Annotated in this window: 25 protein-coding genes; 13 read left to right on the top strand and 12 right to left on the bottom strand. The window is 67.6% G+C overall.

Going from position 1 to position 26360, the window contains the following annotated elements:
* Nucleotides 1–198 precede the first annotated feature (198 nt).
* Together QTN24_RS07550 and QTN24_RS07545 are read left to right on the top strand one after the other, a co-directional pair.
* Nucleotides 199–1776 (top strand): class I adenylate-forming enzyme family protein, encoded by a 1578-nt coding sequence (locus tag QTN24_RS07550; RefSeq protein WP_313836111.1) that lies wholly within the window; start codon nt 199–201, stop codon nt 1774–1776.
* A gap of 11 nt (nt 1777–1787) precedes the next feature.
* Complete coding sequence (locus QTN24_RS07545; RefSeq protein WP_313836110.1) at nt 1788–2645, top strand: IclR family transcriptional regulator; 858 nt, start codon at nt 1788–1790, stop codon at nt 2643–2645.
* A gap of 18 nt (nt 2646–2663) precedes the next feature.
* Here QTN24_RS07545 and QTN24_RS07540 read toward each other — a convergent pair whose 3' ends face one another.
* Nucleotides 2664–3203: an MgtC/SapB family protein gene (locus tag QTN24_RS07540; protein ID WP_313836108.1), complete on the bottom strand. Its 540-nt coding sequence runs from the start codon at nt 3201–3203 to the stop codon at nt 2664–2666.
* Between the two features lie 90 nt (nt 3204–3293).
* Between QTN24_RS07540 and QTN24_RS07535 the strand changes: the two genes are divergently transcribed.
* The 3 genes from QTN24_RS07535 to QTN24_RS07525 all read left to right on the top strand — a co-directional run bounded on the left by QTN24_RS07535 (nt 3294) and on the right by QTN24_RS07525 (nt 4482).
* A complete protein-coding gene (locus QTN24_RS07535) occupies nt 3294–3662 on the top strand; it encodes a 5-carboxymethyl-2-hydroxymuconate Delta-isomerase (RefSeq protein WP_313836106.1) in 369 nt (122 codons plus the stop codon).
* An 86-nt stretch (nt 3663–3748) separates the two neighbouring features.
* Nucleotides 3749–3988: a DUF2789 domain-containing protein gene (locus QTN24_RS07530; protein WP_124686479.1), complete on the top strand. Its 240-nt coding sequence runs from the start codon at nt 3749–3751 to the stop codon at nt 3986–3988.
* Nucleotides 3989–4113: 125 nt separating this feature from the next.
* On the top strand, nt 4114–4482 hold the full coding sequence (locus tag QTN24_RS07525) for a hypothetical protein (RefSeq protein WP_313836104.1): 369 nt from the start codon (nt 4114–4116) through the stop codon (nt 4480–4482).
* 130 nt (nt 4483–4612) lie between these two features.
* On the opposite strand, the gene garD is transcribed toward QTN24_RS07525, so the two are convergent.
* Both garD and QTN24_RS07515 read right to left on the bottom strand, forming a co-directional pair.
* Nucleotides 4613–6202, bottom strand: coding sequence for a galactarate dehydratase (garD, locus tag QTN24_RS07520; RefSeq protein ID WP_124686477.1), 1590 nt, complete (start codon nt 6200–6202; stop codon nt 4613–4615).
* 14 nt (nt 6203–6216) lie between these two features.
* Nucleotides 6217–7581: an MFS transporter gene (locus QTN24_RS07515; protein ID WP_313836101.1), complete on the bottom strand. Its 1365-nt coding sequence runs from the start codon at nt 7579–7581 to the stop codon at nt 6217–6219.
* Between the two features lie 434 nt (nt 7582–8015).
* Here QTN24_RS07515 and kdgD point away from each other — a divergent pair, with 434 nt between their 5' ends.
* Both kdgD and QTN24_RS07505 read left to right on the top strand, forming a co-directional pair.
* Entirely contained in the window at nt 8016–8930 is a 915-nt protein-coding gene (kdgD, locus tag QTN24_RS07510) for a 5-dehydro-4-deoxyglucarate dehydratase (RefSeq protein ID WP_313836099.1), read from the top strand.
* A gap of 314 nt (nt 8931–9244) precedes the next feature.
* Nucleotides 9245–10237, top strand: a complete 993-nt coding sequence (locus QTN24_RS07505) for an isopenicillin N synthase family dioxygenase (protein ID WP_313836097.1) — start codon at nt 9245–9247, stop codon at nt 10235–10237.
* A 108-nt stretch (nt 10238–10345) separates the two neighbouring features.
* Here QTN24_RS07505 and QTN24_RS07500 read toward each other — a convergent pair whose 3' ends face one another.
* Nucleotides 10346–10807, bottom strand: a complete 462-nt coding sequence (locus tag QTN24_RS07500) for an HU family DNA-binding protein (protein WP_124686473.1) — start codon at nt 10805–10807, stop codon at nt 10346–10348.
* A gap of 271 nt (nt 10808–11078) precedes the next feature.
* Nucleotides 11079–11576, bottom strand: a complete 498-nt coding sequence (locus tag QTN24_RS07495) for a DUF962 domain-containing protein (protein ID WP_313836094.1) — start codon at nt 11574–11576, stop codon at nt 11079–11081.
* Between the two features lie 189 nt (nt 11577–11765).
* On the opposite strand from QTN24_RS07495, the gene QTN24_RS07490 reads away from it, so the two are divergent.
* The 3 genes from QTN24_RS07490 to QTN24_RS07480 all read left to right on the top strand — a co-directional run bounded on the left by QTN24_RS07490 (nt 11766) and on the right by QTN24_RS07480 (nt 15424).
* Nucleotides 11766–12671: an arylamine N-acetyltransferase family protein gene (locus QTN24_RS07490; protein WP_313836092.1), complete on the top strand. Its 906-nt coding sequence runs from the start codon at nt 11766–11768 to the stop codon at nt 12669–12671.
* Nucleotides 12672–12862: 191 nt separating this feature from the next.
* Nucleotides 12863–13627, top strand: a complete 765-nt coding sequence (locus QTN24_RS07485; protein ID WP_124686470.1) for an SDR family oxidoreductase — start codon at nt 12863–12865, stop codon at nt 13625–13627.
* A gap of 24 nt (nt 13628–13651) precedes the next feature.
* The gene (locus QTN24_RS07480; RefSeq protein WP_313836089.1) at nt 13652–15424 is read left to right on the top strand and encodes a class I adenylate-forming enzyme family protein; all 1773 of its coding nucleotides are present in this window, start codon (nt 13652–13654) and stop codon (nt 15422–15424) included.
* A 20-nt stretch (nt 15425–15444) separates the two neighbouring features.
* On the opposite strand, the gene QTN24_RS07475 is transcribed toward QTN24_RS07480, so the two are convergent.
* The 3 genes from QTN24_RS07475 to QTN24_RS07465 form a co-directional block, all read right to left on the bottom strand.
* A complete protein-coding gene (locus QTN24_RS07475) occupies nt 15445–15921 on the bottom strand; it encodes a CreA family protein (protein ID WP_313836087.1) in 477 nt (158 codons plus the stop codon).
* The gene (locus QTN24_RS07470; protein WP_124686467.1) at nt 15918–16406 is read right to left on the bottom strand and encodes an acyl-CoA thioesterase; all 489 of its coding nucleotides are present in this window, start codon (nt 16404–16406) and stop codon (nt 15918–15920) included. Before QTN24_RS07470 ends, QTN24_RS07475 begins: the two co-directional genes overlap by 4 nt.
* A 179-nt stretch (nt 16407–16585) precedes the next feature.
* A complete protein-coding gene (locus QTN24_RS07465) occupies nt 16586–16867 on the bottom strand; it encodes an HU family DNA-binding protein (RefSeq protein WP_008651272.1) in 282 nt (93 codons plus the stop codon).
* Between the two features lie 552 nt (nt 16868–17419).
* On the opposite strand from QTN24_RS07465, the gene QTN24_RS07460 reads away from it, so the two are divergent.
* On the top strand, nt 17420–18622 hold the full coding sequence (locus QTN24_RS07460) for an ammonium transporter (RefSeq protein ID WP_313836084.1): 1203 nt from the start codon (nt 17420–17422) through the stop codon (nt 18620–18622).
* A 14-nt stretch (nt 18623–18636) separates the two neighbouring features.
* Here QTN24_RS07460 and QTN24_RS07455 read toward each other — a convergent pair whose 3' ends face one another.
* Nucleotides 18637–18849 (bottom strand): hypothetical protein, encoded by a 213-nt coding sequence (locus QTN24_RS07455; RefSeq protein WP_124686465.1) that lies wholly within the window; start codon nt 18847–18849, stop codon nt 18637–18639.
* Between QTN24_RS07455 and QTN24_RS07450 the strand changes: the two genes are divergently transcribed.
* Nucleotides 18848–19708, top strand: coding sequence for a mechanosensitive ion channel family protein (locus QTN24_RS07450; RefSeq protein ID WP_313836081.1), 861 nt, complete (start codon nt 18848–18850; stop codon nt 19706–19708). The two genes, QTN24_RS07455 and QTN24_RS07450, sit on opposite strands and share 2 nt — an antisense overlap.
* 9 nt (nt 19709–19717) lie before the next feature.
* Here QTN24_RS07450 and QTN24_RS07445 read toward each other — a convergent pair whose 3' ends face one another.
* A complete protein-coding gene (locus tag QTN24_RS07445) occupies nt 19718–20932 on the bottom strand; it encodes a Bcr/CflA family multidrug efflux MFS transporter (RefSeq protein WP_313836079.1) in 1215 nt (404 codons plus the stop codon).
* Nucleotides 20933–21193: 261 nt separating this feature from the next.
* On the opposite strand from QTN24_RS07445, the gene QTN24_RS07440 reads away from it, so the two are divergent.
* Complete coding sequence (locus tag QTN24_RS07440; protein WP_124686462.1) at nt 21194–21775, top strand: hypothetical protein; 582 nt, start codon at nt 21194–21196, stop codon at nt 21773–21775.
* Between the two features lie 97 nt (nt 21776–21872).
* Here the strand turns inward: QTN24_RS07440 and mdoH are convergent, their stop codons facing one another.
* Nucleotides 21873–24479 (bottom strand): glucans biosynthesis glucosyltransferase MdoH, encoded by a 2607-nt coding sequence (mdoH, locus tag QTN24_RS07435; RefSeq protein ID WP_313836075.1) that lies wholly within the window; start codon nt 24477–24479, stop codon nt 21873–21875.
* Complete coding sequence (locus tag QTN24_RS07430; RefSeq protein WP_124686460.1) at nt 24452–25966, bottom strand: glucan biosynthesis protein G; 1515 nt, start codon at nt 25964–25966, stop codon at nt 24452–24454. Before QTN24_RS07430 ends, mdoH begins: the two co-directional genes overlap by 28 nt.
* Between the last annotated feature and the right edge of the window lie 394 nt (nt 25967–26360).

Raw genomic sequence — 26360 nt, 5'->3', positions numbered from 1 at the left:
CGGTGGGTACAACGGAGGGACGGGGAAGCAAGTCGAGCCAAGTCGGCGTCCGATATTCGCACAGAGATTGAGGAGACGTTCCGCACGGCAGAATTCTCATTCCGCCGTGCGGTTGACACATTTCCGGCAACGATGGGACGATGCCTCACATCGAATACCGGCGAGTCCCAACGCCGGACAGCCTGACCCGGAGACAACATGAGCAGTACCCGCCAGACGTCGGCCCAGCCCGGGACCGCCGCTTCCGCTTCTTCCAGCCCGTCTTTCCAGCCCGCCTTCAGCCGCCTGCACCAGACCATGGGGCCTTGGGTGGCTGCCACGCCCGACCGCATCGCCATCCGCGATGCCCACCGCGCGCTCAGCTACGCCGAACTCGACACCGCCGTGCGCGACACGGCCCGCACGCTGGCCGATCTGGGCGTGCGCGGCGGCGACCGCGTGGTGCTGGTGACCGAGAACAGCGTCGGCTGCGCGGTGGTGCTGCTGGCGCTGAGCGCCATCGATGCGTGGTCGGTGCCGGTCAATGCGCGGCTGTCGCCGCGCGAGATTGCCAACATCGTCGAGCACGCCGGCGCCCGCGTGACGCTCTACCTCGACAACGATTTCCCCGAGGCCCGCGAGCACGGCGAGGCCCGTGGCGCGCAGTGGGCCGAGTGGCCGCACGTCGGCAAGCTGCTGGTCAGCGCCGTCGATGACAGCGTGGCCCAGGAGCCGGTCGAGGCGGACCCGCGCCAGCAGGTGGCGGCGATGATCTACACCACCGGCACCACGGGCGCGTCCAAGGCCGTGATGCTGACGCACGCCAACCTGATGTTCATCGGCCATTCCAACCGGCTGCAGTCGCGCGTGCAGCCGGGCGACCGCGTCTACGGCGTGCTGCCGATCTCGCACGTCTATGGGTTGTCGGTGCTGCTGGTGGGGCCGGTTTCCAACGGCGCGACGGTGTTCTACGAGCCGCGCTTCCGCCCGGACAAGCTGGTCCGCACGCTGGTCGACGACCAGTTGACCGTGCTGCACGGCGTGCCGGCCATGTACGCCAAGGTGATCGAATGGGGCCGCGCCAACGGCCAGTCGCTGCGCACGCCGTCGCTGCGCATCGCGCAGTCGGGCGGCGCGCCGCTGACGGCGTCGCTGAAGGCCGCCTTCGAGGAAGCGTTCGGCATCGTGCTGCACAACGGCTACGGCATGACCGAGACGTCGCCCACCGTGTCCCAGACCCGCGTGGAAAGCCCGCGCAGCGACTGCTCGGTGGGACTGGCCGTGCCCGACGTCGAGATCCGGCTTGGCAATCCGCTGCCCGATGGCAGCGGCGAGCTGCTGGTGCGCGGCCCGAACGTGATGAAGGGATACTACAGGCGCCCGGACCTGACCGCGCAGACCATCGACGCCGATGGCTGGCTGCACACCGGCGACCTTGCGCGCATCGACGACGACGGCGCCGTGTCCATCGTCGGCCGCTCGAAGGAAATCATCATCCATTCGGGCTTCAACGTGTATCCCGAGGAAGTCGAGCAGTCGCTCAATGCGTTCCCGGCCGTGCTGCAGTCGGCCGTGGTGGGCCGCGCCGTGGAAGGCAACGAGGAAGTCATCGCCTTCGTGGAGGTGCGCGGCGGCATGACGCTCGACGAGGCAGCGCTGCGCGCGTTCCTGCGCGAGCGCCTGTCGCCCTACAAGATCCCGGCCGAAATCCGCACGGTGGCGCAGTTGCCCGCCGCGCCGTCGGGCAAGATCCTCAAGGCCCGGTTGCGCGAGCAGCTGGCCGCCGGCAACGTTTGAGCAGCCGCCTCATGGAAACGACCTTCACCGAACACCCCGACGCGACCAACGCGGATATCCCGTTGGCCGCCGACGCGCCGCCCGTCCGCAAGGACAACCGCAAGGAAGACCGTCATTTCGTCACCGCGCTGGCGCGCGGGCTCGACGTGCTGGCCTGCTTCCGCGCCTTCGACGCCGAGCTTGGCAATGCCGAACTGGCGCAGCGCTGCGGCCTGCCCAAGTCGACGATTTCCCGCCTGACCCACACGCTGACCGAGCTGGGCTACCTGCAGGCGCTGACCGATCCGGTGCGCTACCGGCTGGGCAGTTCCGCGCTGGCGCTGGCGCCGGCCGGGCAGCAAGGCGCCGACGTGCTGGCCGTGGCCAAGCCGTTCATGCAGGAGCTGGCCGAGCTGTCGCAGGGCGTGGCGTCGCTGATCGTGCGCGACCGCGGCCGCATGCTGATCTACGAGAACTGCCAGTCGGAGAGCTACCTGACGCTGCGCGTGCCGGTGGGCAGCCGGGTCTCGGGCCTGTCCACGGCGGCCGGCCGCGCCTATCTGCTGGCGCTGCCGCCGGCCGAGCAGCGCCAGGCGCTGACGGCCTTCCGCGCCGACGACAAGCTCAGCGCCGCGCAGGCCGAGGGCATCCTGTCGAGCTGCCGCGACGAACAGCGCCGGCTGGGCTGCACCACGTCGTTCGGCGAATGGCTGCCGGACATCAACTCGATTGCGCTGGCGTTCCGCCCCGGCTCGGCGCTGCCGCCGATGACGCTCAGTTGCAGCGGGCCCAACGCGCTGGTGCCGCCGGCCCATCTGCTGGAAAAGGTGCGGCCGCAGTTGCAGCACCATATCCGCCGGATCGAGGCGGCGCTCGGCGTCGGCGCCTGACGGCGTCGGCCGCCGCCTTCAGCGCTGCGGCGGGTCCTGGTCCCCGGCCTTGTCGTCAGGCGGGGTCTTTTCCTTGTGGCCGGGCGCCGCGTCGTCATGATCCTTCGGCAACGGCTTGCTCAGCGTGCCGTCGAAGCGGGCGTGGAGCCTGTTTTCCAGATGGCCGCCCAGGCGCAGCAGCACAAGGCCCAGCCCCAGCGAGATCACCACGATGGCGTAGTAGCCGGCGCCGGCTGCCGCCCCGAGGATGGCCGCCATCCAGATGCCGGCCGCCGTGGTCAGCCCTTGCGGACGGTCGTGCACGCCATGCCGGGCGATCACCCCCACTCCCAGGAAGCCCACCCCGGTCAGCAGCCCCTGCAGCACGCGCGACATGGCGTCGGGCGGATGCCCGTTCAGCGTCACCACGCACACCGCCGCAGCCGCGCCCAGCGACACCAGCCCCAGCGTGCGCATGCCGGCCGCCTTGCCATGCAGGTTGCGGTCGAGCCCGATGATGGCGCCGGCGGCCAGCCCGCCCAGCAGGCGCCAGAACAGTTCCAGCGAGAATTGGTCCATGCCGGCAAGCTTAGCGCGACTCACGTCGACATGACAGCCGGGATTGCCGTACGATTCGGGTTCCCCCCGCTCTCCAACGGAAGCCGTTTCATGCCCCACCTCGTCATCGAAATCACCGAGAACACGCGCCTGACCTGCTCGCAGGAAGAACTGCTGGACGAAGCCAACGCGGCGCTGCTGTCGAGCGGCCAGTTCCAGGAGCCCGACATCAAGTCGCGCTGCGTGACGCTCGGCACGTTCCGCCAGGGCACCGAGCAGGCCGACCGCGCGTTCGTGCACGCCACGCTGCAGATCCTGGACGGCCGCGACCCGGCCGTGCGCAAGCAGCTAGGCGAACTGGTGGCGGGCGCAATTGCGGAAATGGTGCGGCCCGGCGCGGCTGGCCAGACCGTGCAGGTGACGGTCAACGTGGTCGAGATGGAACGCGCGACGTTCGCCAAGCAGATCGTCGGCGGCTGAAATCGGCCGCCCCTGGGCGCCGGATGACCTAAGCTGGAAGCCTGGGCCCCGCCGCCCCATCCCCCGACAACCACAAGACCCACGCCATGGACACCCCATTCCACCCGTTCTCGGACCTGTTCGCCCAGCTTGGCCTGCCCAACGACGAGGCCAGCATCCGCGCGTTCATCGCCAAGCACTCCCCGCTGCCGCAGGACAAGCAACTGTGGGAAGCGCCGTTCTGGACGCCGGCGCAGGCCGCGCTGCTGCGCGACGAATTCATCGAGGACGCCGACTGGGCCGAGGTGGTCGACCAGCTCAACCTGGCGCTGCGCGCGCCGGCCTGATCGTCGACGCCCGCGATGGACGCCCCGTCGGTACCGGGGCTACCATCGCTTCACTCGCCCGCCGGAGATAGCGGCCGCCACGCGCCGCGCCGCGCCGGGCATGCCGGTACGCTTTGGAGATAGCCATGCTGCTGCGCCGTCCCGTCGTCCAACTTGCCATCCTTGCCGCACTGCTGCCCGGCATCACGCCGCTGTTTCACGGGCACGCCCAGACACCCCAGCCATCGCCGGCCGACGCCGCGATCAACGATGCGATCTCCGACGCCGTGCGCCAGGGATCGATCCGCTTCCAGCCCACGCCGGCCCAGCCGCGCACGCTGGAGGAACAGTGCGACCAGCTGGCCCTGCAGATCGGCGAAACGCCGCGCCGCAGCTACCGCCCGTCAGGCGGCCCGCCGGTCGAGAACAGCCAGGGCACGGAAATCTCCACGGTCGAACGCGACCGCACGCGCCGGCAACTGCAGAAGGTGTATCAGGAGAAATGCATGCAGTAGACGACGGCCCGCTTTGCACGGGACCGGCTCCCCTCTCCCACCTGTGGGAGAGGGGTTGGGGGAGAGGGCGTTGAGCGTCTGCTTGCCGACTGGCCGCAATTTGCAGCTGTCGGCCCTCTTTCCCGCCCCCTCAGGTCACCGGCGCCGGGTTGAACAGGGCCAGCGAGTTGTGCAGGCCATGGTGTTCGGCCCAGGTCTTCTTGCGGCCGCTGGCCACGTCGATCATCAGGCGGAACAGCTCCCAGCCCACGTCCTCGATGGTTGCCTCGCCGGTGGCGATGCGGCCGGCGTTGACGTCCATCAGGTCATGCCAGCGGCGGGCCAGGTCGCTGCGGGTGGCCACCTTGATCACAGGCACCTCGGCCAGGCCGTACGGCGTGCCGCGGCCCGTGGTGAACACGTGCAGGTTCATGCCGGCGGCCAGTTGCAGCGTGCCGCAGATGAAGTCGCTGGCCGGCGTGGCGGCGTAGATCAGGCCCTTGGTCTTGACGCGCTCGCCCGGCGACACCACACCCGTGATCGGCGCGCTGCCCGACTTGACGATCGAGCCCATGGCCTTCTCGACGATGTTCGACAGCCCGCCCTTCTTGTTGCCCGGCGTGGTGTTGGCGCTGCGGTCCACGCGGCCGCGGTCCAGGTAGCGGTCGTACCAGTCCATCTCGCGGATCATCGCCTCGGCCACCTCGGGGGTGGCGGCGCGCGAGGTCAACTGGTCGATGCCGTCGCGCACCTCGGTCACCTCGGAGAACATCACCGTGGCGCCGGCGCGCACCAGCAGGTCGGTGGCAAAGCCGACGGCCGGGTTGGCCGTCACGCCCGAGAACGCATCGCTGCCGCCGCACTGCACGCCCACGACCAGCTCGGACACCGGCACGGTCTCGCGCTGGCGCGCGTTCAGCGCCTCCAGGTGCGGGATCGCCATCTCCACGATCGAGTCGATCATCGACCCGAAGCCCACGTGCTTGTCGTCCTGCAGGCAGACCACGCCCACCTGCACCTCCCCGGCGCCGGTCTGGATCGGGATCGTGCCGGGGGGCATCAGGCGGTCCGGCTGCAGCTTCTCGCAGCCCAGGCTCACCATCATGGCGGTGCCGCCGAAGTTCGGGTTCAGCGCGATGTTGCGCAGCGTGCGGATCGGCACCACGGCATCGGGCGCGTCGATGGCCACGCCGCAGCCGTAGGTGTGCTCCAGCCCGATCACGTCGTCCACGTTCGGGTACTTCGGCAGCAGTTCGGCCTTGATGCGCCGGACCGCGTGGTCCACCACGCCGGCCACGCACTGCACGGTCTGCGTGATCGCCAGGATGTTGCGGGTGCCCACCGAGCCGTCCGGGTTGCGGAAGCCCTCGAACGTATAGCCCTCCAGCGGCGGCAGCGGCGCGGGCAGGCGGGTGCCAACCGGCAGGTCGGTCAGGCCGGGCGCCACCGGCATCTCGATGGTGCGCTCGTTGACCCAGCTGCCGCGCGGCAGGTCCTGCAGCGCGTAGCCGATGGTCACGTCGTAGCGCGTCACCGCGTCGCCCTTCTTCAGGTCGACCAGCGCCACCTTGTGGCCCTGCGGCACGCGCTCCACGAGCGTCAGCCCGCACGGGAACACGGTGCCGGCCGGCAGGCCGCCGTCGTTGGCCACGATGGCGACGTTGTCGTTGGGATGGATGCGGATGTACAGCGGCGGACGCTGCTCCGCGGCCTGGGCGTTCTGTACCGACAGGTCCGACATGATGGGGATTCCTTTTATTGGGGGTGCTTCAGTTCGACGCGGCGGATGTCCTTGACGATCACCAGGTAGCTCAGCACGGTAACCAGGGCGTTGATGCCCACGAAGACCAGCGCGCCGTTGAACGAGCCCGTGGCGCTCAGGATATAGCCGATCACGATCGGCGTCACGATGCCGGCGATGTTGCCGAAGGTGTTGAAGATGCTGCCGGCCAGGCCGATCACTTCCTTGGGCGCCGTATCGGCCACCACGGCCCAGCCCAGCGCGCCGATGCCCTTGCCGAAGAACGCCAGCGCCATGATGCCGACCACCAGCCACTCGGCGTCCACGTAGTTGCAGGCCACCATCGACACCGACAGCAGCATGCCGGCCACGATCGGCACCTTGCGGGCCACGGTCAGCGAATGGCCGCGGCGCAGCAGCGTGTCCGAGATCACGCCGCCCAGCACGCCGCCCAGGAACCCGCAGATGGCCGGCAGCGACGCCACGAAGCCGGCCTTCAGGATCGACATGCCGCGCGCCTGCACCAGGTACACCGGGAACCACGTGAGGAAGAAGTACGTCAGCACGTTGATGCAGTACTGGCCCAGGTACACGCCGGCCAGCATGCGGTTGGTCAGCAGCTGCCGCGCGTAGAACCAGCCGGCCGGGTTGGCGGCCTTGCCGGCCTTGCTGGCCTCGTCGCCCTCGCCCATGTGAATCAGGCCGCCGCCCTGCGTGATGTGGTCGAGTTCGGCCTGGTTCACACCGGGGTGCGTGGCCGGGCTGCGCATGACCTTGAGCCAGACCAGCGCCAGCAGCATGCCCATGATGCCCATCCACAGGTAGACGTGGTGCCAGCCCCAGCTATGGACGATCCAGGCCATCAGCGGCGTAAAGACCACGGCGGCAAAGTACTGCGCGGCGTTGAAGATGGCCGATGCCGTGCCGCGCTCGGCGGTCGGGAACCAGCTTGCCACCACCTTGGCGTTGGCCGGGAACGCCGGCGATTCGGCCAGCCCCACGGCAAAGCGCAGCGCGAACAGCACGCTGATGGCCTGCCCGATGCTGGCAAACACGCCAATCCAGCCCTGCAGCAGCGTGAAGAACGACCACAGGAAGATGCTGAACGCGTAGATGCGGCGCGCGCCGAAGCGGTCGAGCAGCCAGCCGCCCGGGATCTGCGCCATCACATAGGCCCAGCTGAAGGCCGAGAAGATATAGCCCATCTGCACGGCCGAAAAGCCGAACTCCTCGCGCATGGCGGGGCCGGTGATGGACAGCGTGGCACGATCCGCGTAGTTGATCGTCGTCACGATGAAGATCAGGGCGAGAATCCAGTAGCGGACGTTGGTGCGGCGGGCGCCCGAGGCGGCGGCGCTGGTGGTGGGTGTTACGTTCATCTGGGTCTCCGCACAGCCGGCGGACCAGGATGCGGGAATGCGTCGGGACCGGCGTGTGATATGTCGTCGTACGACCAGAATTATAGAGACGCGGTTCCTTCCACCACAGTGCGCGTTTACCCTGACGTGGTGCACGGCGCCGTCTTCCGGTGCATCGGCCGAAGTGCCGACCTTTCAATCAGCTTGCGGGTTTGCGGGGATTTGATGCACACCACCGTCGCCCTGCCCGCCCGCGCCCAGACACCCGAAACGCCACCCGAATGTCTGCCAGGTACCGGGGTTTTCCCTTGGTTGGCGCCGTACCGCTTGCACGCCCCCAGGGTTAGTTGTACGATGACTTATCTCGAAACATCACAACGATGGAACGAGTACAGGCACCGGCCTTGTTCCACACCCAACCCACCATTCGCCATGTGGCGACCAGGAAGAGCGACATGACTACACCGCAAGAACTGAAGCAGATTATCTCGGAAGGCCTGCTCTCGTTTCCCATCACCGACTTTGACGCGCAAGGCAACTTCCGCGCCGACACCTACGCCGCCCGCCTGGAATGGCTGGCCCCGTACGGCGCCTCGGCCCTGTTCGCCGCTGGCGGCACCGGTGAATTCTTCTCGCTGACGCAGCAGGACTATTCGAACGTGATCCGCACTGCGGTGGAAACCTGCCGTGGCAAGGTGCCCATCCTGGCCGGCGCCGGCGGCCCGACCCGCGTGGCCATCGAGTACGCCAAGGAAGCCGAGCGCCTGGGCGCCCACGGCATCCTGCTGATGCCGCACTACCTGACCGAGGCCAGCGAAGACGGCATCGCCAACCACATCGAAGAGGTCTGCAAGGCCACCAAGTGCGGCGTGATCGTCTACAACCGTGCCAACTCGCGCATCGGCGCCGACCTGCTGGCCAAGGTTGTCGACAAGTGCCCGAACCTGATCGGCTTCAAGGACGGCGTGGGTGACATCGAGGCCATGGTCCGCGTGCGCCGCAAGCTCGGCGACCGCCTGGCCTACCTGGGCGGCCTGCCCACCGCCGAAGTCTACGCCGCTGCCTACAAGGCGCTGGGCGTGCCGGTGTACTCGTCGGCCGTGTTCAACTTCATCCCGAAGACCGCGATGGAGTTCTACCGTGCCGTGGCCGCCAACGACGAAGCCACGATCGGCCGCCTGATCGACGACTTCTTCCTGCCTTACCTGGACATCCGCAACCGCAAGCATGGCTACGCCGTGTCGATCGTCAAGGCCGGCGCCAAGCTGGTGGGCCACGATGCCGGCCCCGTGCGCGCGCCGCTGACCGACCTGACCGAGGAAGAAATGGGCAAGCTGGACGTCCTGATCAAGAAGCTCGGTTCGCAATAAGCCGGACTGCGCTACCGCCAAAAGCCGACCTTCGGGTCGGCTTTTTCATGCCCCGCCGCTGCGCGACCTGCCCCGCCAGCGGGCGCGCGTGCGCCATTCTGGCGCTTTGACGATACGTGCGGGCGTGTCCGGGCTGGCCCGAAACCTGCTGTACCCCGCACCGAAGAGTAGAAGCGTTCAACCGCCCCCTCCCTGGCCGGGCGGCAGGAAATTGCTCTTGATTGTCCGCGCCGAGTGCCGGAGATCGAGAGCCCTGCCGGGCCCTGCCTCCGCCGTCGGCCGGCCCGTTCACCTTTCCTGAACCCCGGAACGACATGATCGACACCACCCTCCCCCTCCACGAACTGGACCGCGAAGCGCGCATGGGCGCGCACGGCCACGAGACCGACGCGCGCGAGATCCGCCGCATCGACCTGTCCGACTTCGCGCGCCGCAAGGCGGTGATCGCCGACCAGCTCTGGCAGGCGGCCACCGACATCGGCTTCTTCCAGCTCGACAACCACGGCATCGACCTGGCCGCCGTGCGCGAGGCGTTTGCGATGACCGAGCGCTTCTTCGCGCTGCCGGAGCCCGTCAAGGCCAGGTATCCGCTGCAGAAGGCCAACAACGCCGGCTGGGAATCGCGCGCGCAGGTGCGGCCGTCCACGGGCACGCCGGACCAGAAGGAGTCGTACCAGGTCACGCGCCCGCACATGGCGGCGCTGTGGCCGTCTGAGGATGAACTGGCCGGCTTCCGGGCGACGATGCTGGCCTTCGAGCGACAGTGTTGGCACGTCGGCATGAAGGTGCTGTCCTGCTTTGCCGACCGGCTCGGCTTCGACAGCGAATTCTTCACGCGCGCCCACGACCCGGCCGCGCCCGACTACCAGAGCACGCTGCGGCTGCTGCACTACTACGCGATCCCGGCCGAAGCCCAGGACAAGCTCGACCTGTGGCGGGCGGGCGCCCATACCGATTTCGACTGCCTGACGCTGCTGTTCCAGCGCCAGGGCCAGGGCGGCCTGCAGGTGTGTCCGGGCAAGGAGATGGACGCGCAGGCGTGGACGCCGATCCCGCCCGACGAGGACGTGATCACCTGCAACATCGGCGACATGCTGATGCGCTGGAGCGACGACCAGCTACCGTCGAACTTCCACCGTGTGCGCAACCCAGCCCCGGGCGAGTACATGGGGCCGCGCTACAGCCTCGCGTTCTTCTGCCAGGCCAACCGCGACGCGCGGATCGAGGGGCCGGCGAAGCGGTATCCGCCCATCACGGCCGGCGATTTCCTGCGCCAGCGCGTGGCGGCCAACTTCAAGACGTACTGAGCCGCCCGGCCCAACAAAAAACCCCACGCTCTCGCGAACGTGGGGTTTCAAGCCACCCGGTACCGGCGGGCCGGTATCGGGCAGGCGACTTCCAAAGGGATCGGGCTATCAGGCCGCGGCGTCCTTCAGCTTCTTCAGCGGACGGACCTTGACCTTGACGCTGGCCGGCTTGGCCGGGAACCAACGCTCTTCACCGGTGAACGGGTCCTTGCCGAAGCGCTTCTTCTTGGCCGGCACTTGCTGGGCGGTCACCTTCAGCAGGCCCGGCAGCGTGAATTCGCCGGCGCCCTTCTTGTTCAGCGCGCTGACGATGGTGTTTTCGAGATGGGCCAGCACCGACTTCACGGCCTTGGCTTCGAGCTGGGTTTGCGCTACCAGGTGAGCGACCAGGCTCGACTTGTTGAAGGTGTCCTTCAGCGGCTTCATGGTCGGCGTGGCAGCCGGCGCAGCCTTCTTGGCCGGAGCGGCGGCCTTCTTAGCGGCAGCCTTCACGGGTGCCTTGGTTGCTGCGGCCTTCTTGGCAGCAGGCTTGGTTGCAGTCTTCGCGGTCGGTTTCGCTTTGGTCGCCATATCTGGATGTACGAGAGTTGAAGATTGAAGTCCCGGCCGATTCGCCCGCACGCTGCAAGCATCGCTGCATGGCGATTCGTGCTGGCCGGCACGCACTGAATCATAGCGGAAACCGCCAGAAGTAAAGGGGTTTTCTCACATGCGGCAGGTCAAACCAAGTGAAAACCCCGGGTTTTGTCGCTGGTTTGCGTCAGCACCAACGCTGCGAAGCGCCACGTCCCCCCACTTTCGCGCTTCGCCCACGCGCCGCACGCGTCCGGAACGGGCGTGTTCAGTGCGCGTGCGCGGCCACCGCATCGCGCGTGCCACGCGCCAGGCCCAGCGCGAAAGCGGTCTCCGCCACCAGGAAAAGCGGGCCCACGAGCAGGCCCATGATGTCGTCGACAAAGGCCGGCTTGCGTCCTTCGAAGTAGTGGCCGACGAACTGGATGACCCATCCGGCCACGAACAGGCCGATGCCCGTGGCCAGCCAGGGCGGCGTGGAAAACGCGGCAATGCAGGCCCCGGCCCAGACGAACACGGCCAGGATCGCGGCCATCGCCACGCCAAAGCCGAACGACAGCCGCAGGTAGAACAGGCACGCCAGCACGTACACGACGATGGCCGGCGTCACGAACAGCGCGCCGTCGCCCAACGGCATGACCGGCCGCCCGAGCAGCGCGGTAACCGCCAGCACGATCATCGGGATACCGATGAAATGGGTGAATACGTTGCGCGCATCGCGGTGGTACGCGGCGTACTGGGCAAGATGATCGATCAGGGTTTTCACGGGGACGTCTCCGGTGGATGGCCGGTGTTCCGGCCTGTTTTCCCAGGGCCGCCGCGCGATGCCGCGATGCCGCGAAACCACGCCGCCGACCCGGTTTTGATGTGGATTTATATTAGTGAGACACCGCGCGCTCGGGAAGAGGACTTCCCCGCCATTCGAGCCGCCCCACTAAATCACCCCAAAGCCGCCATGCGTGCCATCGACGAAATTCCCGCCCTCTCCGCCGACCAGCGCGATGCCTGGCTGCGGCGCATCGGCATCCACGCCGTGCCGCCGCCGACGCTGGCCACGCTGGACGCACTGATCGCCGCCCACCTGGCGCACCTGCCCTTCGAGAACCTGACGCCGCTGGTGGGCTGGCGCGTCGACATCGAGCCGCCCGCCGTGTTCGACAAGCTCGTGCGCCAAGGCCGCGGCGGCTACTGTTTCGAACTGAACACGCTGTTCTGCGCCGGGCTGAAGTCGCTGGGCTACACGGCCGTGCCGCTGGCGGCGCGCGTGCGCTGGAACGTGCCCGACGAACGGCCGACCGGGCTCTCGCACATGCTGCTGCGGGTGGAGGTGGCGCACGAGAGCTACGTGGCGGACGTCGGCTTTGGCGGGCCCACGCCGGACCGCGCACTGCCGCTGTCGCTGCCGATCCCGCCCGCGGCCGGCGTTGCGTCGCCGTACCGGCTGCGCCCGCCCCCGGCCGATGCCGCTGGCACCGGCTTTCATTGCTACGACCTTGCGGTGCGCGATCCGGACGCCGGAGACGCTGACGATGCAGACACGTGGCGTGTGCTGTACCGCTTCGACCTGACCCCGCAGCCCCGGATCGACTACGTGGCGCGCAACTGGTTCGTGTCGACGCATCCGGACAGCCACTTCACGCGCACGCTGATCGCCGCCCGCACGGAGGCGGACGGTACGCGGCTGGCCCTTGGCAACGCCACGCTGACCGAGCGCCCGCCCGGCGGCACGGTGCGCCGCACGGTGCTGGCCAGTGCCGGCGACGCCATCGACGTGCTGGCCGGCCGCTTCGGCATCCACCTGGACGACGCGCTGCGTGCCGCGCTGGCCGCCCGGCTGCCGGCGGTGCTGGCGGCACCCTGACGCCCGCCCGATTCCGCGCTGCGGCACGCGCCATGCATCGCGTGAATTGCCGGCAGAAAGTTTGCTGATACCGGCCCCGGCGGGCCGGCCCGGCTGTGGACTGAGGGGGTGCGGCTGCCCATAATGTCCCGGCCAATCCACGATTCCGGCCGGCGGCACGTACCGCCGGCCATCCTTTCAGGAGACATCCCATGTCGTTGTTCGATCTGTCGGGCAAGGTTGCCGTCATCACCGGATCCTCGCGCGGTATCGGCCGCGCCATCGCCGAGCAAATGGCCGTCCAGGGCGCCAAGGTCGTCATCTCGTCGCGCAAGATCGAGGCGTGCCAGGAAGTGGCCGATGCCATCAACGCGCAGCACGGCGCCGGCACCGCGCTGGCCGTGGCGGCCAACATCTCGTCGAAAGAGGCGCTCCAGCACCTGGTGGACGAGGCCAACCGCACCTTCGGCAAGGTGGACGTGCTGGTCTGCAATGCCGCGTCCAACCCCTACTACGGGCCGATGAGCGGCGTGTCGGACGAGCAGTTCCGCAAGGTGCTGGACAACAACGTGATCTCGAACCACTGGCTGATCCAGATGGTGGCGCCGCAGATGATCGAGCGCAAGGAGGGTTCGATCATCATCGTGTCGTCGATCGGCGGCCTGCGCGGGTCGCCCACGATTGGCGTCTACAACGTCTCCAAGGCCGCCGATTTCCAGCTGGCGCGCAACCTGGCCGTGGAGTTCGGGCCGCACAACGTGCGCGTGAACTGCATCGCCCCGGGGCTGATCAAGACCGACTTTGCCAAGGCGCTGTGGGACGACCCGGTGCGCTACAAGCAGTCCACCGAGAACGCGCCGCTGCGCCGCATCGGCGAGCCGGTGGAGATTGCCGGCGCGGCGTGCTTCCTGGCGTCTGCGGCCAGCACGTTCATGACCGGCCAGGCCATGGTGGTGGACGGCGGCGTCACGATCTAGTCCAATCTGCGCGGGAGGCCCTGCATGTCCCAGCAACCGCAGCATCCGCAGCAACCCTCGCCGGCCGGCCCGCAGTGGCCGGCCATGTCCCTGGCCGACGCGCACGCCCGGCTGACCGCCCCCGGCGCGCCGTTCGAGACCGAGACGCGCGTGATCCGCGGCATTCCCACCACGGTCTGGAAGAACGCGCCGCCCACGCTGCGCGACCTGTTCCTGGTGGCCGCGGCGTGGGGCGAGCGCACCTTCGTCGTCTACGAGGACGAGCGCGTGAGCTACCGCGCGTTCGCGCTGGCCGCCACCGAGCTGGCGCACCAGTTGGTGCGCGACGGCGTGCGCAAGGGCGACCGCGTGGCCGTGGCAATGCGCAACCTGCCCGAATGGCCCGTGGCGTTCTACGCGGGGCTGCTGACCGGCGCCATCGTCACCCCGCTCAATGCGTGGTGGACCGGCCCGGAACTGGAGTACGGGCTGACCGATTCGGGCAGCCGCGTCGCCATCGTCGACCATGAGCGGCTGGACCGCATCCTGCCGCACCTGCGCGACTGCCCGGCGCTGGCGCGCGTGTACGTGTCGCGCGCACCGGACGGCGCCACGTTCGACGACCCGCGCATCGTGGCGCTGTCCAGCGTAATCGGCGCGTCGCCGGACTGGACCGCGCTGCCGTCGCAATCGCTGCCGCAGGTGCCGCTGGACCCCGAGGACGACGCGACGATCTTCTACACGTCCGGCACCACGGGCAAGCCCAAGGGCGCCGTCGGCACCCATCGCAACGCCTGCACGGTGGCGGTCTGCGCCCAGTTCAGCCCGCTGCGCAACCTGCTGCGGCGCGGCGAGCCGGTGCCGGAGCCCAACCCCGACGCGCCGCAGAAGGCCGCGCTGCTGGCCGTGCCGTTCTTCCACGTCACCGGCTGCATGTCCGTGCTAAACGGCGCGCTGGCCAACGGCGGCAAGATCGTGCTGCAGTACCGCTGGGACACGCTGCGCGCCATGGCGCTGATCGAACGCGAACGCTGCACGTCGGCCGGCGGCGTGCCGACCATCGCGTGGCAGATCATCGAGCATCCACAGCGGGCCGAATTCGACCTGTCGTCGCTGGAAAACATGCATTACGGCGGCGCGCCCGCATCGCCGGAACTGGTCCGCCGCATCCACGAGACGTTCCCGCACGCGGCGCCCGGCATTGGCTGGGGCATGACCGAGACGTCGGCCACGTTCACGAGCCACAGCGCCGAGGAATACATCCACCGGCCCGACAGCAGCGGCCCGGCCCTGCCCATCGGCGAGATGAAGATCGACGATGGCTTTGGCAACGCGCTGCCGCCGGGCGAGATTGGCGAGCTGATGGTGCGCGGCGCCAACGTCGTGCACAGCTACTGGAACAAGCCGGAGGCCACGGCCAGGACATTCGTCGACGGCTGGCTGCACACGGGCGACGTGGCGCGGCTGGACGCGGAAGGCTTTCTCTACATCGTCGACCGCATGAAGGACATGCTGATCCGCGGCGGCGAGAACATCTATTGCATCGAGGTGGAAAGCGCGCTGTACGCGCACCCGGCCGTCATGGACGCGGCCGTGGTCGGCATTGCGCACCGCACGCTGGGCGAAGAGCCCGGCGCGGTGGTCAGCCTGAAGCCCGGCGCCACGGCCACCGAGGCCGAGCTGCAGGACTTCGTGCGCCAGCAGCTTGCCGCGTTCAAGGTGCCCGTGCGGATCATCGTCATGCAGGACATGCTGCCGCGCAATCCGAACGGCAAGATCCTGAAGTCGAACCTGCGCAAGCTGTTCGAGGCGGCCTGAGGGCCAGCAGACGCCGGCGCCTACTTGACCGGGATGGGCGTGGCGGCCGGCACCGGCACGGCGGTCACGGCGTTCTGGGGGCTGCCGCTGACGATCCGGTCCGAGTAGGTCAGGTAGACCAGCGTGTTGCGCTTGCGATCCACGGCACGCACCACGTGCAGCGTCTTGAAGAGCACCGACATGCGCTCGGAGAACACGTCCTCCTGCTGCTTCACCGGCCCCTTGAACGCGATGGGACCCACCTGGCGGCACGCAATCGACGCCTCGGCCGGGTCCTCGGCCATGCCGAGCGAGCCCTTGATGCCGCCGGTGCGCGCCCGCGACACGTAGCACGTCACGCCGTCCACGGCCGGGTCGTCGTAGGCTTCGATGACGACCTTGTCGGACCCCGTGACGCGGAAATGGGTCGACACGCTGCCGATTTCCTCGGCTGCGGCGGCCGTGGCCAGCGCGGCCAGGCCCAGGGCCAGCGCGAATCGCGATGCAGTGGACGTCATTCGGCCGTCGCCCCCTTGATCTCGTCGTGGCGGCGCTCCATTTCCTGGCGCAGCGCGCGGCGCTGACGGGCGGCCTCAAAGCGCTGGCGCTCCACCTCGTCGCGCGGCTGCAGCGGCGGCACCTCGGCCGGCGTGCCGTTGTCGTCCACCGCCACCATCGTGAAATAGCAGCTATTGGTATGGCGCACCACCTTGCTGCGGATGTTCTCGGTCACCACCTTGATGCCGATTTCCATCGAGCTGCGGCCGGTGAAGTTCACGGCCGCCAGGAACGTCACGAGTTCGCCCACGTGGATGGGCTGGCGGAAGACCACCTGGTCCACCGACAGCGTGACGACATACCGGCCGGCATAGCGGCTGGCGCAGGCGTACGCCACCATGTCGAGGTACTTGAGGATGGTGCCGCCGTGGACATTGCCGGAGAAATTGGCCATGTCCGGCGTCATCAGCACGGTCATGGACAGCTGGTGGGACAGATCATTCATCGCAAAAAATCCAGAATCGAGCCTGAGGCGCGGGCAGTGTAACCCGGTGGGCCGGGCAATGGCATACCCGCGCGCGGCGATTTCGGCGGTGCGACGAGAAAGGCGGGGAAAATGGTGGCCAACAAATAGAAAAGCGGCCGCGCAGGCCGCTTTCTGTGCTTCTCAGGAACGAGATGCGCTTACTTCTTCTTGTTCACGGCGTCCTTGAAGCCTTGGCCGGCGGAGAACTTTACCGTCTTGGCGGCCGGGATCTTGATCGTTTCGCCGGTGCGCGGGTTGCGACCGGTACGGGCTGCGCGCTTGCCCGAGCTGAAGCTGCCAAAACCCACCAGCGTGACGGAGTCACCCTTGGCCACTGCCTTCTTGATACTGTCCAGCGCAGCGTTCAGCGCGCGCTCGGCGGCGGCATTGCTGAGTTCTGCTTCCGCGGCGATGGCCGATACCAGTTCACCTTTATTCATGGCTGATTTCCCTTGTTTGGTCGTCGTCACCGGACTTATGCCAGTCGGCAAAAGTCCGATCGGCGCAGTCTAATCTGCCCTTTACGGCTTGAGCAATCCCCAGTGGCACCGATGCAACGGAAACTGCCGCAAATCGTTCTGCGACAAGACTTAGCGGGCGTTTTACCCCTCTGTTTCACGAATCGGCACGTCACTTTTCCGGAACAGGACGTATCGGACGGCGCACTTTGCGGACCGGACAGAATATTGCGCCCAAAGCGACGGCGGCGGCAATTTTCCTGCATTATCCCGACACGAATCACGCCCGCTTATTCATGCCCGATCCGGGTGCAAAACCCGCCGATGCACCACTTCGGAACCTGCGCTGCCAATCCGGCGCGTCGATATGGCGCATGCCGCCCCGTTAACGTGCACCACTCAATTTTGGCTGGCTGGCAGATAAACGCCGCGCCGGTGCGTTGCGCCCTGATTTGGCGCGGGATTCACCGTTCTGCGCCCTGAACTGGAACGCTAATTGCTTACTCGTGCTCCCATTTTGAGCATGGGGTAACGATGGACAACCTGAAGACAGGCACGGATGCCTTGTTCATCCTGCTGGGCGCGATCATGGTGCTGGCGATGCATGCAGGCTTCGCTTTCCTGGAATTGGGCACCGTCCGCAAGAAAAACCAGGTCAATGCGCTGGTGAAAATCCTCGTGGATTTCGCGGTTTCCACGCTGGCCTATTTTTTCATCGGTTATACGATCGCCTACGGGGTCCAGTTTTTCTCCGGCGCCGAGACGCTGGCCGAAAAGAACGGCCACGAACTCGTGAAATTCTTTTTTCTCGCCACCTTTGCCGCGGCCATCCCGGCGATTATCTCGGGCGGTATTGCCGAGCGGTCGCGTTTCAATCCGCAACTGATTGCCACGTTCGTGCTGGTGGGTTTCGTCTACCCGTTCTTCGAGGGCATCGTCTGGAACAACCGGCTGGGCGTGCAGGACTGGCTCACCGCCGTGGCCGGCGCGCCGTTCCACGACTTTGCCGGCTCGGTGGTCGTGCACGCCGTGGGCGGCTGGATTGCGCTGCCCGCCGTGCTGTTGCTGGGCGCCCGGCGCGGCCGCTATCAGAAGGACGGCCGCATCAGCGCCCATCCGCCGTCGAACATTCCGTTCCTGGCGCTGGGCGCCTGGGTGCTGGCGGTGGGCTGGTTCGGCTTCAACGTGATGAGCGCCCAGACCATCGACAAGATCAGCGGCCTCGTGGCGATCAACTCGCTGATGGCGATGGTCGGCGGCACGCTGGCCGCGTGGGCGGCCGGGCGCAACGATCCGGGCTTCTCGTACAACGGCCCGCTGGCCGGCCTGGTGGCGGTCTGCGCCGGCTCGGACATCATGCATCCGCTCGGCGCGCTGGTGACCGGCGCGGTGGCTGGCCTGCTGTTCGTCCATCTGTTTACGCTGGCACAGAACAAGTGGCACATCGACGACGTGCTGGGCGTCTGGCCGCTGCACGGCCTGTGCGGCGCCTGGGGCGGCATTGCCGCGGGCATCTTCGGCACGCGGATGCTGGGCGGCATGGGCGGCGTATCGCTGGGGGCGCAGGTGGCCGGCACGCTGCTGGGCATCGTGGTGGCGCTGGTCGGCGGCACGGTGGTCTACGGCGCGCTCAAGAAGCTGGTGGGCATCCGGCTGGATGCTGAAGAAGAGTTCAACGGCGCCGATCTGACGCTGCATCGTATTTCCGCCACGCCGGAACGCGAGACGAACTGGTAATCGACACATTCCCGTCATTTACCCGCAAGAAAGGCCGGAAAATCTCCGGCCTTTTTTACTTGGCGCCCAAAAAAGATTGTCTTGAACTTTCGAAGTGGCGCGCCCAATAATGCCCTTGGCTTTTTGCCGTTCGCCGACACCGGCAGGTGGTGCTGACTTGACCGACAGCGCGCGCCATATTGCTGTCCCTGGTTTTTCCTGCCCCGATCACCAAGGAGTGTGTCCATGGATACCACCTCGCTCGAAAGCATCCGCGACGTCATTTACGGCTACGCCACCATTTTCGGCGTGAAGGTCCTGGCCGCGCTGGCCTTCTGGGTGGTCGGCCGATGGCTGATCCACTTCGTGGTGCGCATGGTGCAGGGGTCGCTGGCCAAGCAGAGCGTGGACCCGACGCTGCTGCGCTACGTCGGCTCGATTGTCACCGTCACGCTGAACGTGGTGCTGGTCATCGGCATCCTCGGCTATTTCGGCATCCAGACCACCACGTTTGCCGCGCTGATTGCCGCGGCCGGCGTCGCCATCGGCATGGCGTGGTCCGGGCTGATGGCCAACTTTGCGGCCGGAGCCTTCCTGGTGGTACTGCGGCCGTTCAAGGTGGGCGATTTCGTGACCGTGGGCGGCGTGACCGGCACCGTGCGCGAGATCGGCCTGTTTGCCACCACGCTCGACACGCCGGACAACGTGCTGACCGTCATTGGCAACAACAAGATATTTGGCGACACCATCCAGAACTTCACCGCGAACCCGTTCCGGCGCGTGGAGCTGAAGGCCCAGCTGGCCGGCACCACCGATACGGCCGCCGCCGTGGCGCTGCTCAAGGAAAAAGTGGCCGCGATCCCGAACGTGCTGGCCGACCCGCCCGTCGACGTCGAGATCCTGGAATTCACGCTGGTGGGCCCGGTGCTGGCCGTCCGCCCGTACTGCCACAACGACCATTACTGGCAGGTCTACTTCGACACCAACCGCACGATCCGCGACAGCTTCGGCGCCGCCGGTTTTGCCGCGCCCATGCCGGCGCAGATGGTGGTCATGCAGAACGCGCCGGCCATGCCGCTGGCCCAGCCGGCCAACCAGGCCGCGTGACGCGGGCCGTCAGCCCGGCTGGCGCATGCCCGCGTGGCCGTACAGCCGCAGCAGCACCGCGCCGCTGCCGCAGATCGCCATCACCACGGCCAGCGGCAGCGCCGTGCCGTCGTGCCAGACGCTGACGGCGGCGCCGGCCAGCGTGCCAAAGCCGAACTGGAGCGTGCCCATCAGCGCGGACGCCGTGCCGGCGCGATGGCTCTGATGCGCCAGCGCCAGCGCCGACGCGTTGGGCGTGATGCAGCCCAGCCCGGCCAGGAACACGAAAAAGCAGCACAGCAGCACCGGTAGCGTGGCCACGCCCAGCAGCGTGGCCGCCGCCAGCGTCAGCCCGGCCACGCAGGGCGCCAGCAGCGCCACGCGCAGCACGTCGTCCAGCGCCCGGGCGCGCACCAGCCGCGCGTTGACCTGCGACATCGCGATCAGGCCAAAGGCGTTGGCACCGAACACAAAGCCGTAGTGGGAGGGATCGATGCCATGCAGTTCGATCAGCACGAACGGCGAGCCCGCGATGTAGGCGAACATGCCGCCCTGCACGCAACCCGCTGCCAGCGAATAGCCCAGGAACTCGCGGTCGCGCAGCAGTTCCCAGTAGCCGCGCAGCACGGTGCCCGGATGGAGCGTGCGGCGGCGCTGCGGGTCCAGCGATTCCTCCATGCGCGCGTGGATCAGCCACAGCAGCAACACGGCCGCGCCGCAGTGGATCCAGAAGATCGCGCGCCAGCCCGTGGCGGCCAGCACCGCGCCGCCGATCAGCGGCGCCAGGATCGGCGCCAGCCCCATCACCAGCATCAGCGAAGAGAACGCCCGCGCGGACTCGCGCGCCTCCAGCCGGTCGCGGATCACCGCGCGCGACACCACCAGCCCGGTGCACCCGCCAAGCGCCTGCAGGAAGCGCCAGAACATCAGCGACTCCACCGTCGACGCCAGCGCGCAACCCGCGGCCGCCACGCCATAGATCGTCAGGCCCGCATAGAGCGGCGCCTTGCGGCCGTACCGGTCGCTCACCGGGCCGTAGAACGCCTGCCCGATCGCCAGGCCCACCAGGAACGTGCCCAGCGTGAGCTGCACGCGCCCGATATCGGTATGGAGATCGGCCGCCAGCGCAGGAAAGCTGGGCAGGTACATGTCGATGGACAGCGGGGCGATGGCGGTCAGCGATGCGCAGATCAGCAGCCACAGCGGAAAGCGCGCATTGGCTTGCGCGCTGGCGGAGGACGTCATGAAGGGGTTCCGGTTGGCCAAGGCGCAATTGTTGCATAGCGCGCAAGCGCGTGGCGGCGCGCGCGTCAAGTCGCCGGAAGTAGCGTGGAAAATCCGCCGCAGACCGGCGCCCGGTGCGGCATTGCAGGTGGCGCGGCTTTCACGTGCACCAAGGTGGAGGGTACAATGCCTGCCTGTCGGGACAGATGTATTGCCGACCACGCAGTCAGACGCATCGCGGGAGACGGATCACGGGACCCGTCCCCGGCAACGTTATCCTGCATGACCATACGACAAACGCCGTTTATTGTTTCGCTGAGCCTGGCTGCACTGGCAGCCTTGCCGCCGCTGCCCGCAGGAGCCGCGCCCGGCAGGCCGTCCGCCATGGCTTCGGCACCGTCCTCCGCGCCCGTGGCGGTCGACGAAGCCGATGCCCTGTCACGCATGCTCAAGGGCGCCGCCACCGGCCAGAACACCGGCGGGGCCGGCGTGCCCGAGCTGCTGCGCAGCACCAACCGTCCGGACAGCGTACTGGCGCGCGCCTGCCGCCAGTTGAACGACGCCCTGCCCATCGAGATCGACGGCGAGACGCGCCTGCGCCGCTGCCAGTCCATCCCCGGCAAGCATGTCCTCTTCCAGCTCGAACTGACCAACTACCGCGGCCCGATGCTCGACCTCGCCAGCTTCGAGGTGAACTACGCCGCGCCGCTCCAGCGCAACATCTGCGCCAACCGCGACGTGGAAATCCTGACCAAGATCGGCGTCAGCATGATGTTCCGCTACATGACCCGCAACGACCGCGGCGAACGCCGCGTGGGCGACGTGTACATCAACGCCCCAATCTGCGTCTCGGCCCTGCGGTAGCGTTTAAAACGGGGCGATGACCGCCACGTGCGCCCCAGAACGAAGACAAAAAAAACGGCAGGCCCAAGGCCTGCCGTTTCTCATCCCGCCAACCGCTTCAAGCCGTCCGTGGCCGCAGCGGCAACACGTTGGGCGCGCGGCGCATCAGCACACGGGTTTCCTTCCAGGCCGCGTCCGCCAGCGGCGAGCCCCAGACTAGCTCGTGCAGCTTGGACAGCGCCAGCGGGTCGCCCAGCAGAATGTGCTTCTGCGCCGGCGACAGCGAGCCCGGGCCGTGGGTCAGCGCGTGCTGCACCAGCGAGGCGTGCTGCAGCCGCGCCGGCTCGGGCATGACCGTGCGGGCCGTGCCGGTGGCGCACATCAGCGCGTTGGTTACCGGGTCCACCACCGCGTCGACAAAGCGCGGCGTCTCCGGTGCGCTTTCCACGTGCTGCTGGGTCTCGACGATCTCGCGCGGCACCATCGTTTCCTCGGGGATCATGAACAGGCCGGCGCGACGCGCGGCGCGGCCCAGCGACACGCGCGACAGCATCACCGACAGCGGGATCGACAACGCCAGCGAGCCGACGATCGGCAGCAGCCACCAGATGAAGCCCGGGCTCAGCCAATACACGCCCGCGCCCCACACCAGCCCCAGCACCGTGTGCCAGCCGTGGCGGGCAAACGCCTCGCCCCAGGTGGTCTCGGCGTCCTCGCGCGGCGGCGATTTCCACGAGATGCCCCAGCCGCTGTAGGCCGCCAGCACGAACTTGGTATGGAACAGCATGCGCGTGGGCGCCAGCAGCGCCGACAGCGTCATCTCGATCAGCATGCTGAGGAACAGCCGCACCACGCCGCCATACTGCCTGGCGTCCTTGAGCAGCAGGATCACGCTGGCCAGCTTGGGCAGGAACAGCAGCGTGGCCGTGGCCGAGAACAGCGCCAGCGCCTTCTCCGGATGCCATTCGGGCCAGGTCGGGAACAACTGGTACGGCTTGGTGAAGTACTCGGGCGGCACCAGCGCATGCTTGGCCAGCGCGGCCGTGGACAGCAGCAGGAACAGGAACCAGAGCGGCGCCGACACGTAGGCCATGATGCCGGTCAGGAACACCGCGCGATGCACCGCGTGAAAGCCCTGCTTCATCCACAGCCGGAAGTTCATCAGGTTGCCCTGGCACCAGCGGCGGTCGCGCTTCACCTCGTCCAGCAGGTTCGGCGGCAGTTCCTCGAACGAGCCCGGCAGGTCATAGGCAATCCACACGCCCCACCCCGCCCGGCGCATCATCGCGGCCTCGACAAAGTCGTGCGACAGGATTTCGCCCGACAGCGGCCCCTTGCCCGGCAGCGGCGCCAGCCCGCAATGCTCCATGAACGGCTTGATGCGGATGATGGCGTTGTGGCCCCAGTAGTGCGACTCGCCAAGCTGCCAGTAGTGCAGCCCTGCCGTGAACAGCGGCCCGTAGACGCGCGTGGAAAACTGCTGCACGCGGGCGTAGAGCGTGTCGCGCCCCACGGCCAGCGGCGCGGTCTGGATGATGCCGGCGCCCGGGTTGGCTTCCATCAGCCGCGTCAGCGTGGCCAGGCAGTCGCCGCTCATCACGCTGTCGGCGTCCAGCACGATCATGTAGCGGTACTTGCTGCCCCAGCGGCGGCAGAAGTCGGCCACGTTGCCGGTCTTGCGCTTCACGCGGTGGCGGCGCCAGCGGTAGAAGATGCGGCCGAAGCCGCCCACGGCCCGGCACAGCTCGATCCAGGCGTCGTGCTCGGCCGTGCGCAGGTCGGGGTTGCCGCTGTCCGACAGCACGAAGAAGTCGAAATGCTGCAGTTCGCCGGCGCGCTCCAGCGATTCGTACGTGGCGCGCAGCCCGGCAAAGACGCGCGTCACGTCCTCGTTGCAGATCGGCATGATGATCGCGGTGCGCGCCGACGGATCGATCGGCGCGTCGGTGGCCGCGCTGCGCGAGATCAGGTGCTTGTCGCCGCCCTTGAACAGGACGAGGAAGCCCATCATGGCCGTCCAGAAGCCGGCCGACACCCACGAGAACAGGATCGCGAACAGCGACAGGATGGCCACTTCCAGCGGATCGGCGCCATGGTACGGCAGCACCTTGGCCATGAAATAGGTGGCCATGATGGTCTGCACGACCACCAGGAACAGCAGAAACCAGCGGCGGTGCGAGCCCGCCGGGTGCCACTTGCCCTCGGCGTCGGGGCCGTCGTGCACGGTGTCCCACGTCTCGGGCACGGGCGGGCGGCCCAGCATGCGGCGCCAGGCGTTGCGGATGCCGCCCCAGATGATGTGCGGCGGCCACTGGCGCGGCACCATCGACGCACGCTCGGGTTCCGGCCCCGTATGCACGCGCACCGTGCCGTCCTCGTGCCGCTTCAGCAACGGCTCGCCGTCCACCTGCGGATTGCCATAGGCCATCGCGAAGCGACGACCCACCGATGCGTAGGTTGCCCCGCCCGGGGCGTTGACGGCATTCAAATCGGTGGCTTCCTTGTCCTTCGGGTCGCGGCCAGCCAGGCGCGCCTGCAATTCGATCATGGCCGATGGCACCTCGATACCGTCGGCGGGCACGCTGGACATCAGCGGCTTCGGCGTATCGGCCAGCAGTTCGCTACGCAGTTCGGGCGAAGCCGGCAGGCGATCGACATAGCGCTGGCATGCTGCCGCCGCCTGGGCCGGGCGCTGCTTCAGCCTGGGGGTAAGATGTAGCTCCATGTCTCGGATAGGGTTGTATTGCCGTTGCGAAGATAGCCGCGCAACTCAACCGGCTTGTTCTCGTCCTTGCGCCGCATGAACATCGTCATGCGCCAGCCACCGGTGGCCTCGTTGCGCTGGACCGTCGTCTTGAGCAGTTCGCCGTTGGCGTCTGCCGATACCACCGGGTCCAGGCGCGCCTCCTCGGGCAGCTTCTTGAACACCGGCCCTTCGAAATCCACTACCAGCGAGAAGCTGGTGTCGTCGGGCTTGCGCGTCAGGCCCTGGCCGCGGCGCGTCTGCGTGATCCACGACAGCGGCGGCAGGTTCTCGCCGTCCTTCTGCCATTTCAGCCGGTACTCGTAGTCGAACGCCTGCCTGGGCTTGGGCGGGCTGTCCGGCACCCAGTACGCCACCACGTTGTCGTTGGTCTCGTCCGGCGTGGGAATCTGCACCAGTTCCACGCGGCCCGAGCCCCAGTTGCCCTTGGGCTCCACCCAGCCGCTCGGCCGGCGCTCGTACCAGCTACCGATTTCCTGGTAGTTGTCGAAGCTGCGGTCGCGCTGCATCAGGCCAAAGCCCTGCGGGTTGGTCGCCGCGAACGACGTGACCAGCAGCCGCTTGGGATTGACCAGCGGGCGCCAGATCCATTCGCCGGTGCCAAGCTGGACCGACAGGCCGTCGGAATCGTGAATCTCGGGGCGGAAGTCCGGGCTGCCCGACGGCTGGTTCTCGCCGAACAGGTACATGCTGGTCAGCGGCGCCAGGCCCAGCTTGGTCACGTGCTCGCGCAGGAACAGGCGCGACTTCACTTCCATCACCGTCTCGTTGCCGGGCTTGATGACGAAGCGGTAGGCGCCGCTCATGCGGCGCGAATCCATCAGCGCGTAGATCGTCAGTTGCTTGTCGTTGGCGGCCGGGCGCTCGATCCAGAATTCGGTGAAGCGCGGGAATTCCTCGCCCGAGTTCAGCGCCGTGTCCACGGCCAGGCCGCGCGCGGACAGGCCGTACCACTGGTCCTTGCCCACCGCGCGGAAGTAGCTGGCGCCCAGGAACGACGCCAGTTCGTCCTTGCGCTTGCCCTGGTTCAGCGGGTACATCAGCCGGAAGCCGGCGAATCCCAGCCCCTTGAGCTTGGCCGGATCCACGCGGTGCGAGCCGTAGTTGAACGCGGCGGGATCGAAGCGGAACTCGCGCACGCTGTTGTTGACCACCTCGTTGATCTTCACCGGCTGGTCGAACACCATGCCCTCGTGGAAGAACGAGATCTCGAACGGCAGCCGCGCGCCGCGCCAGGCAAAGCGCTCGGGCTTGTATTCGATCTCGCGGTAGCGTTCGTACGTCAGTTCCTTCAGCTCGCGCGGCAGTTCCTGCGCCTTGGGCGGCTTGTACGGCGACGCCGACAATTGCCGCGCGCGGGCGGCCACGGTCTCGAAATCGAACGCGTGGGCCGTCAGCGCCAGCACGGCCAGCATGCCGCCGCCGATCCATCGTCCCAGCCCGGACATCCTGCCGGATAAGCGACGCGGGGGCGCGGCGGTCGGGCATGGGAGCGGGCGGAACGACGTCGGATGTGCGGTCATGAAGGCCGTGAGAAGGGTTATTGGGGATGCAGGCGGCCGGACGAGGCAGCCGCCGCGGGATTCGTCAGGAAACTTCAACGGGTGAATACAGCAAAAGACGGACCAGCGTGCGGTGCATCAGACGCGGCGACCGGGTAGCGACCCCGGCGCATCGGCGCGTCGGCGCCGGACGTTAGTCAGGATTGTTGCAATGCGATGCGAAACCTTAACAATTCGAGACTTAAAAGTCACGTTTCGGCGCCGCAACGTTTGCAACAAAATGTCTCGCCAGTGGGCTGAAAGCCGCTCACCGTGTGCCCTGTACGGCTGAAGACAAGAA

Origin of the sequence: Cupriavidus sp. SZY C1, assembly GCF_032190535.1 — a bacterium.
GTDB classification, from domain to species: Bacteria; Pseudomonadota; Gammaproteobacteria; order Burkholderiales; family Burkholderiaceae; genus Cupriavidus; species Cupriavidus pauculus_C.
This window is presented reverse-complemented; position numbering and strand designations above follow the sequence as displayed.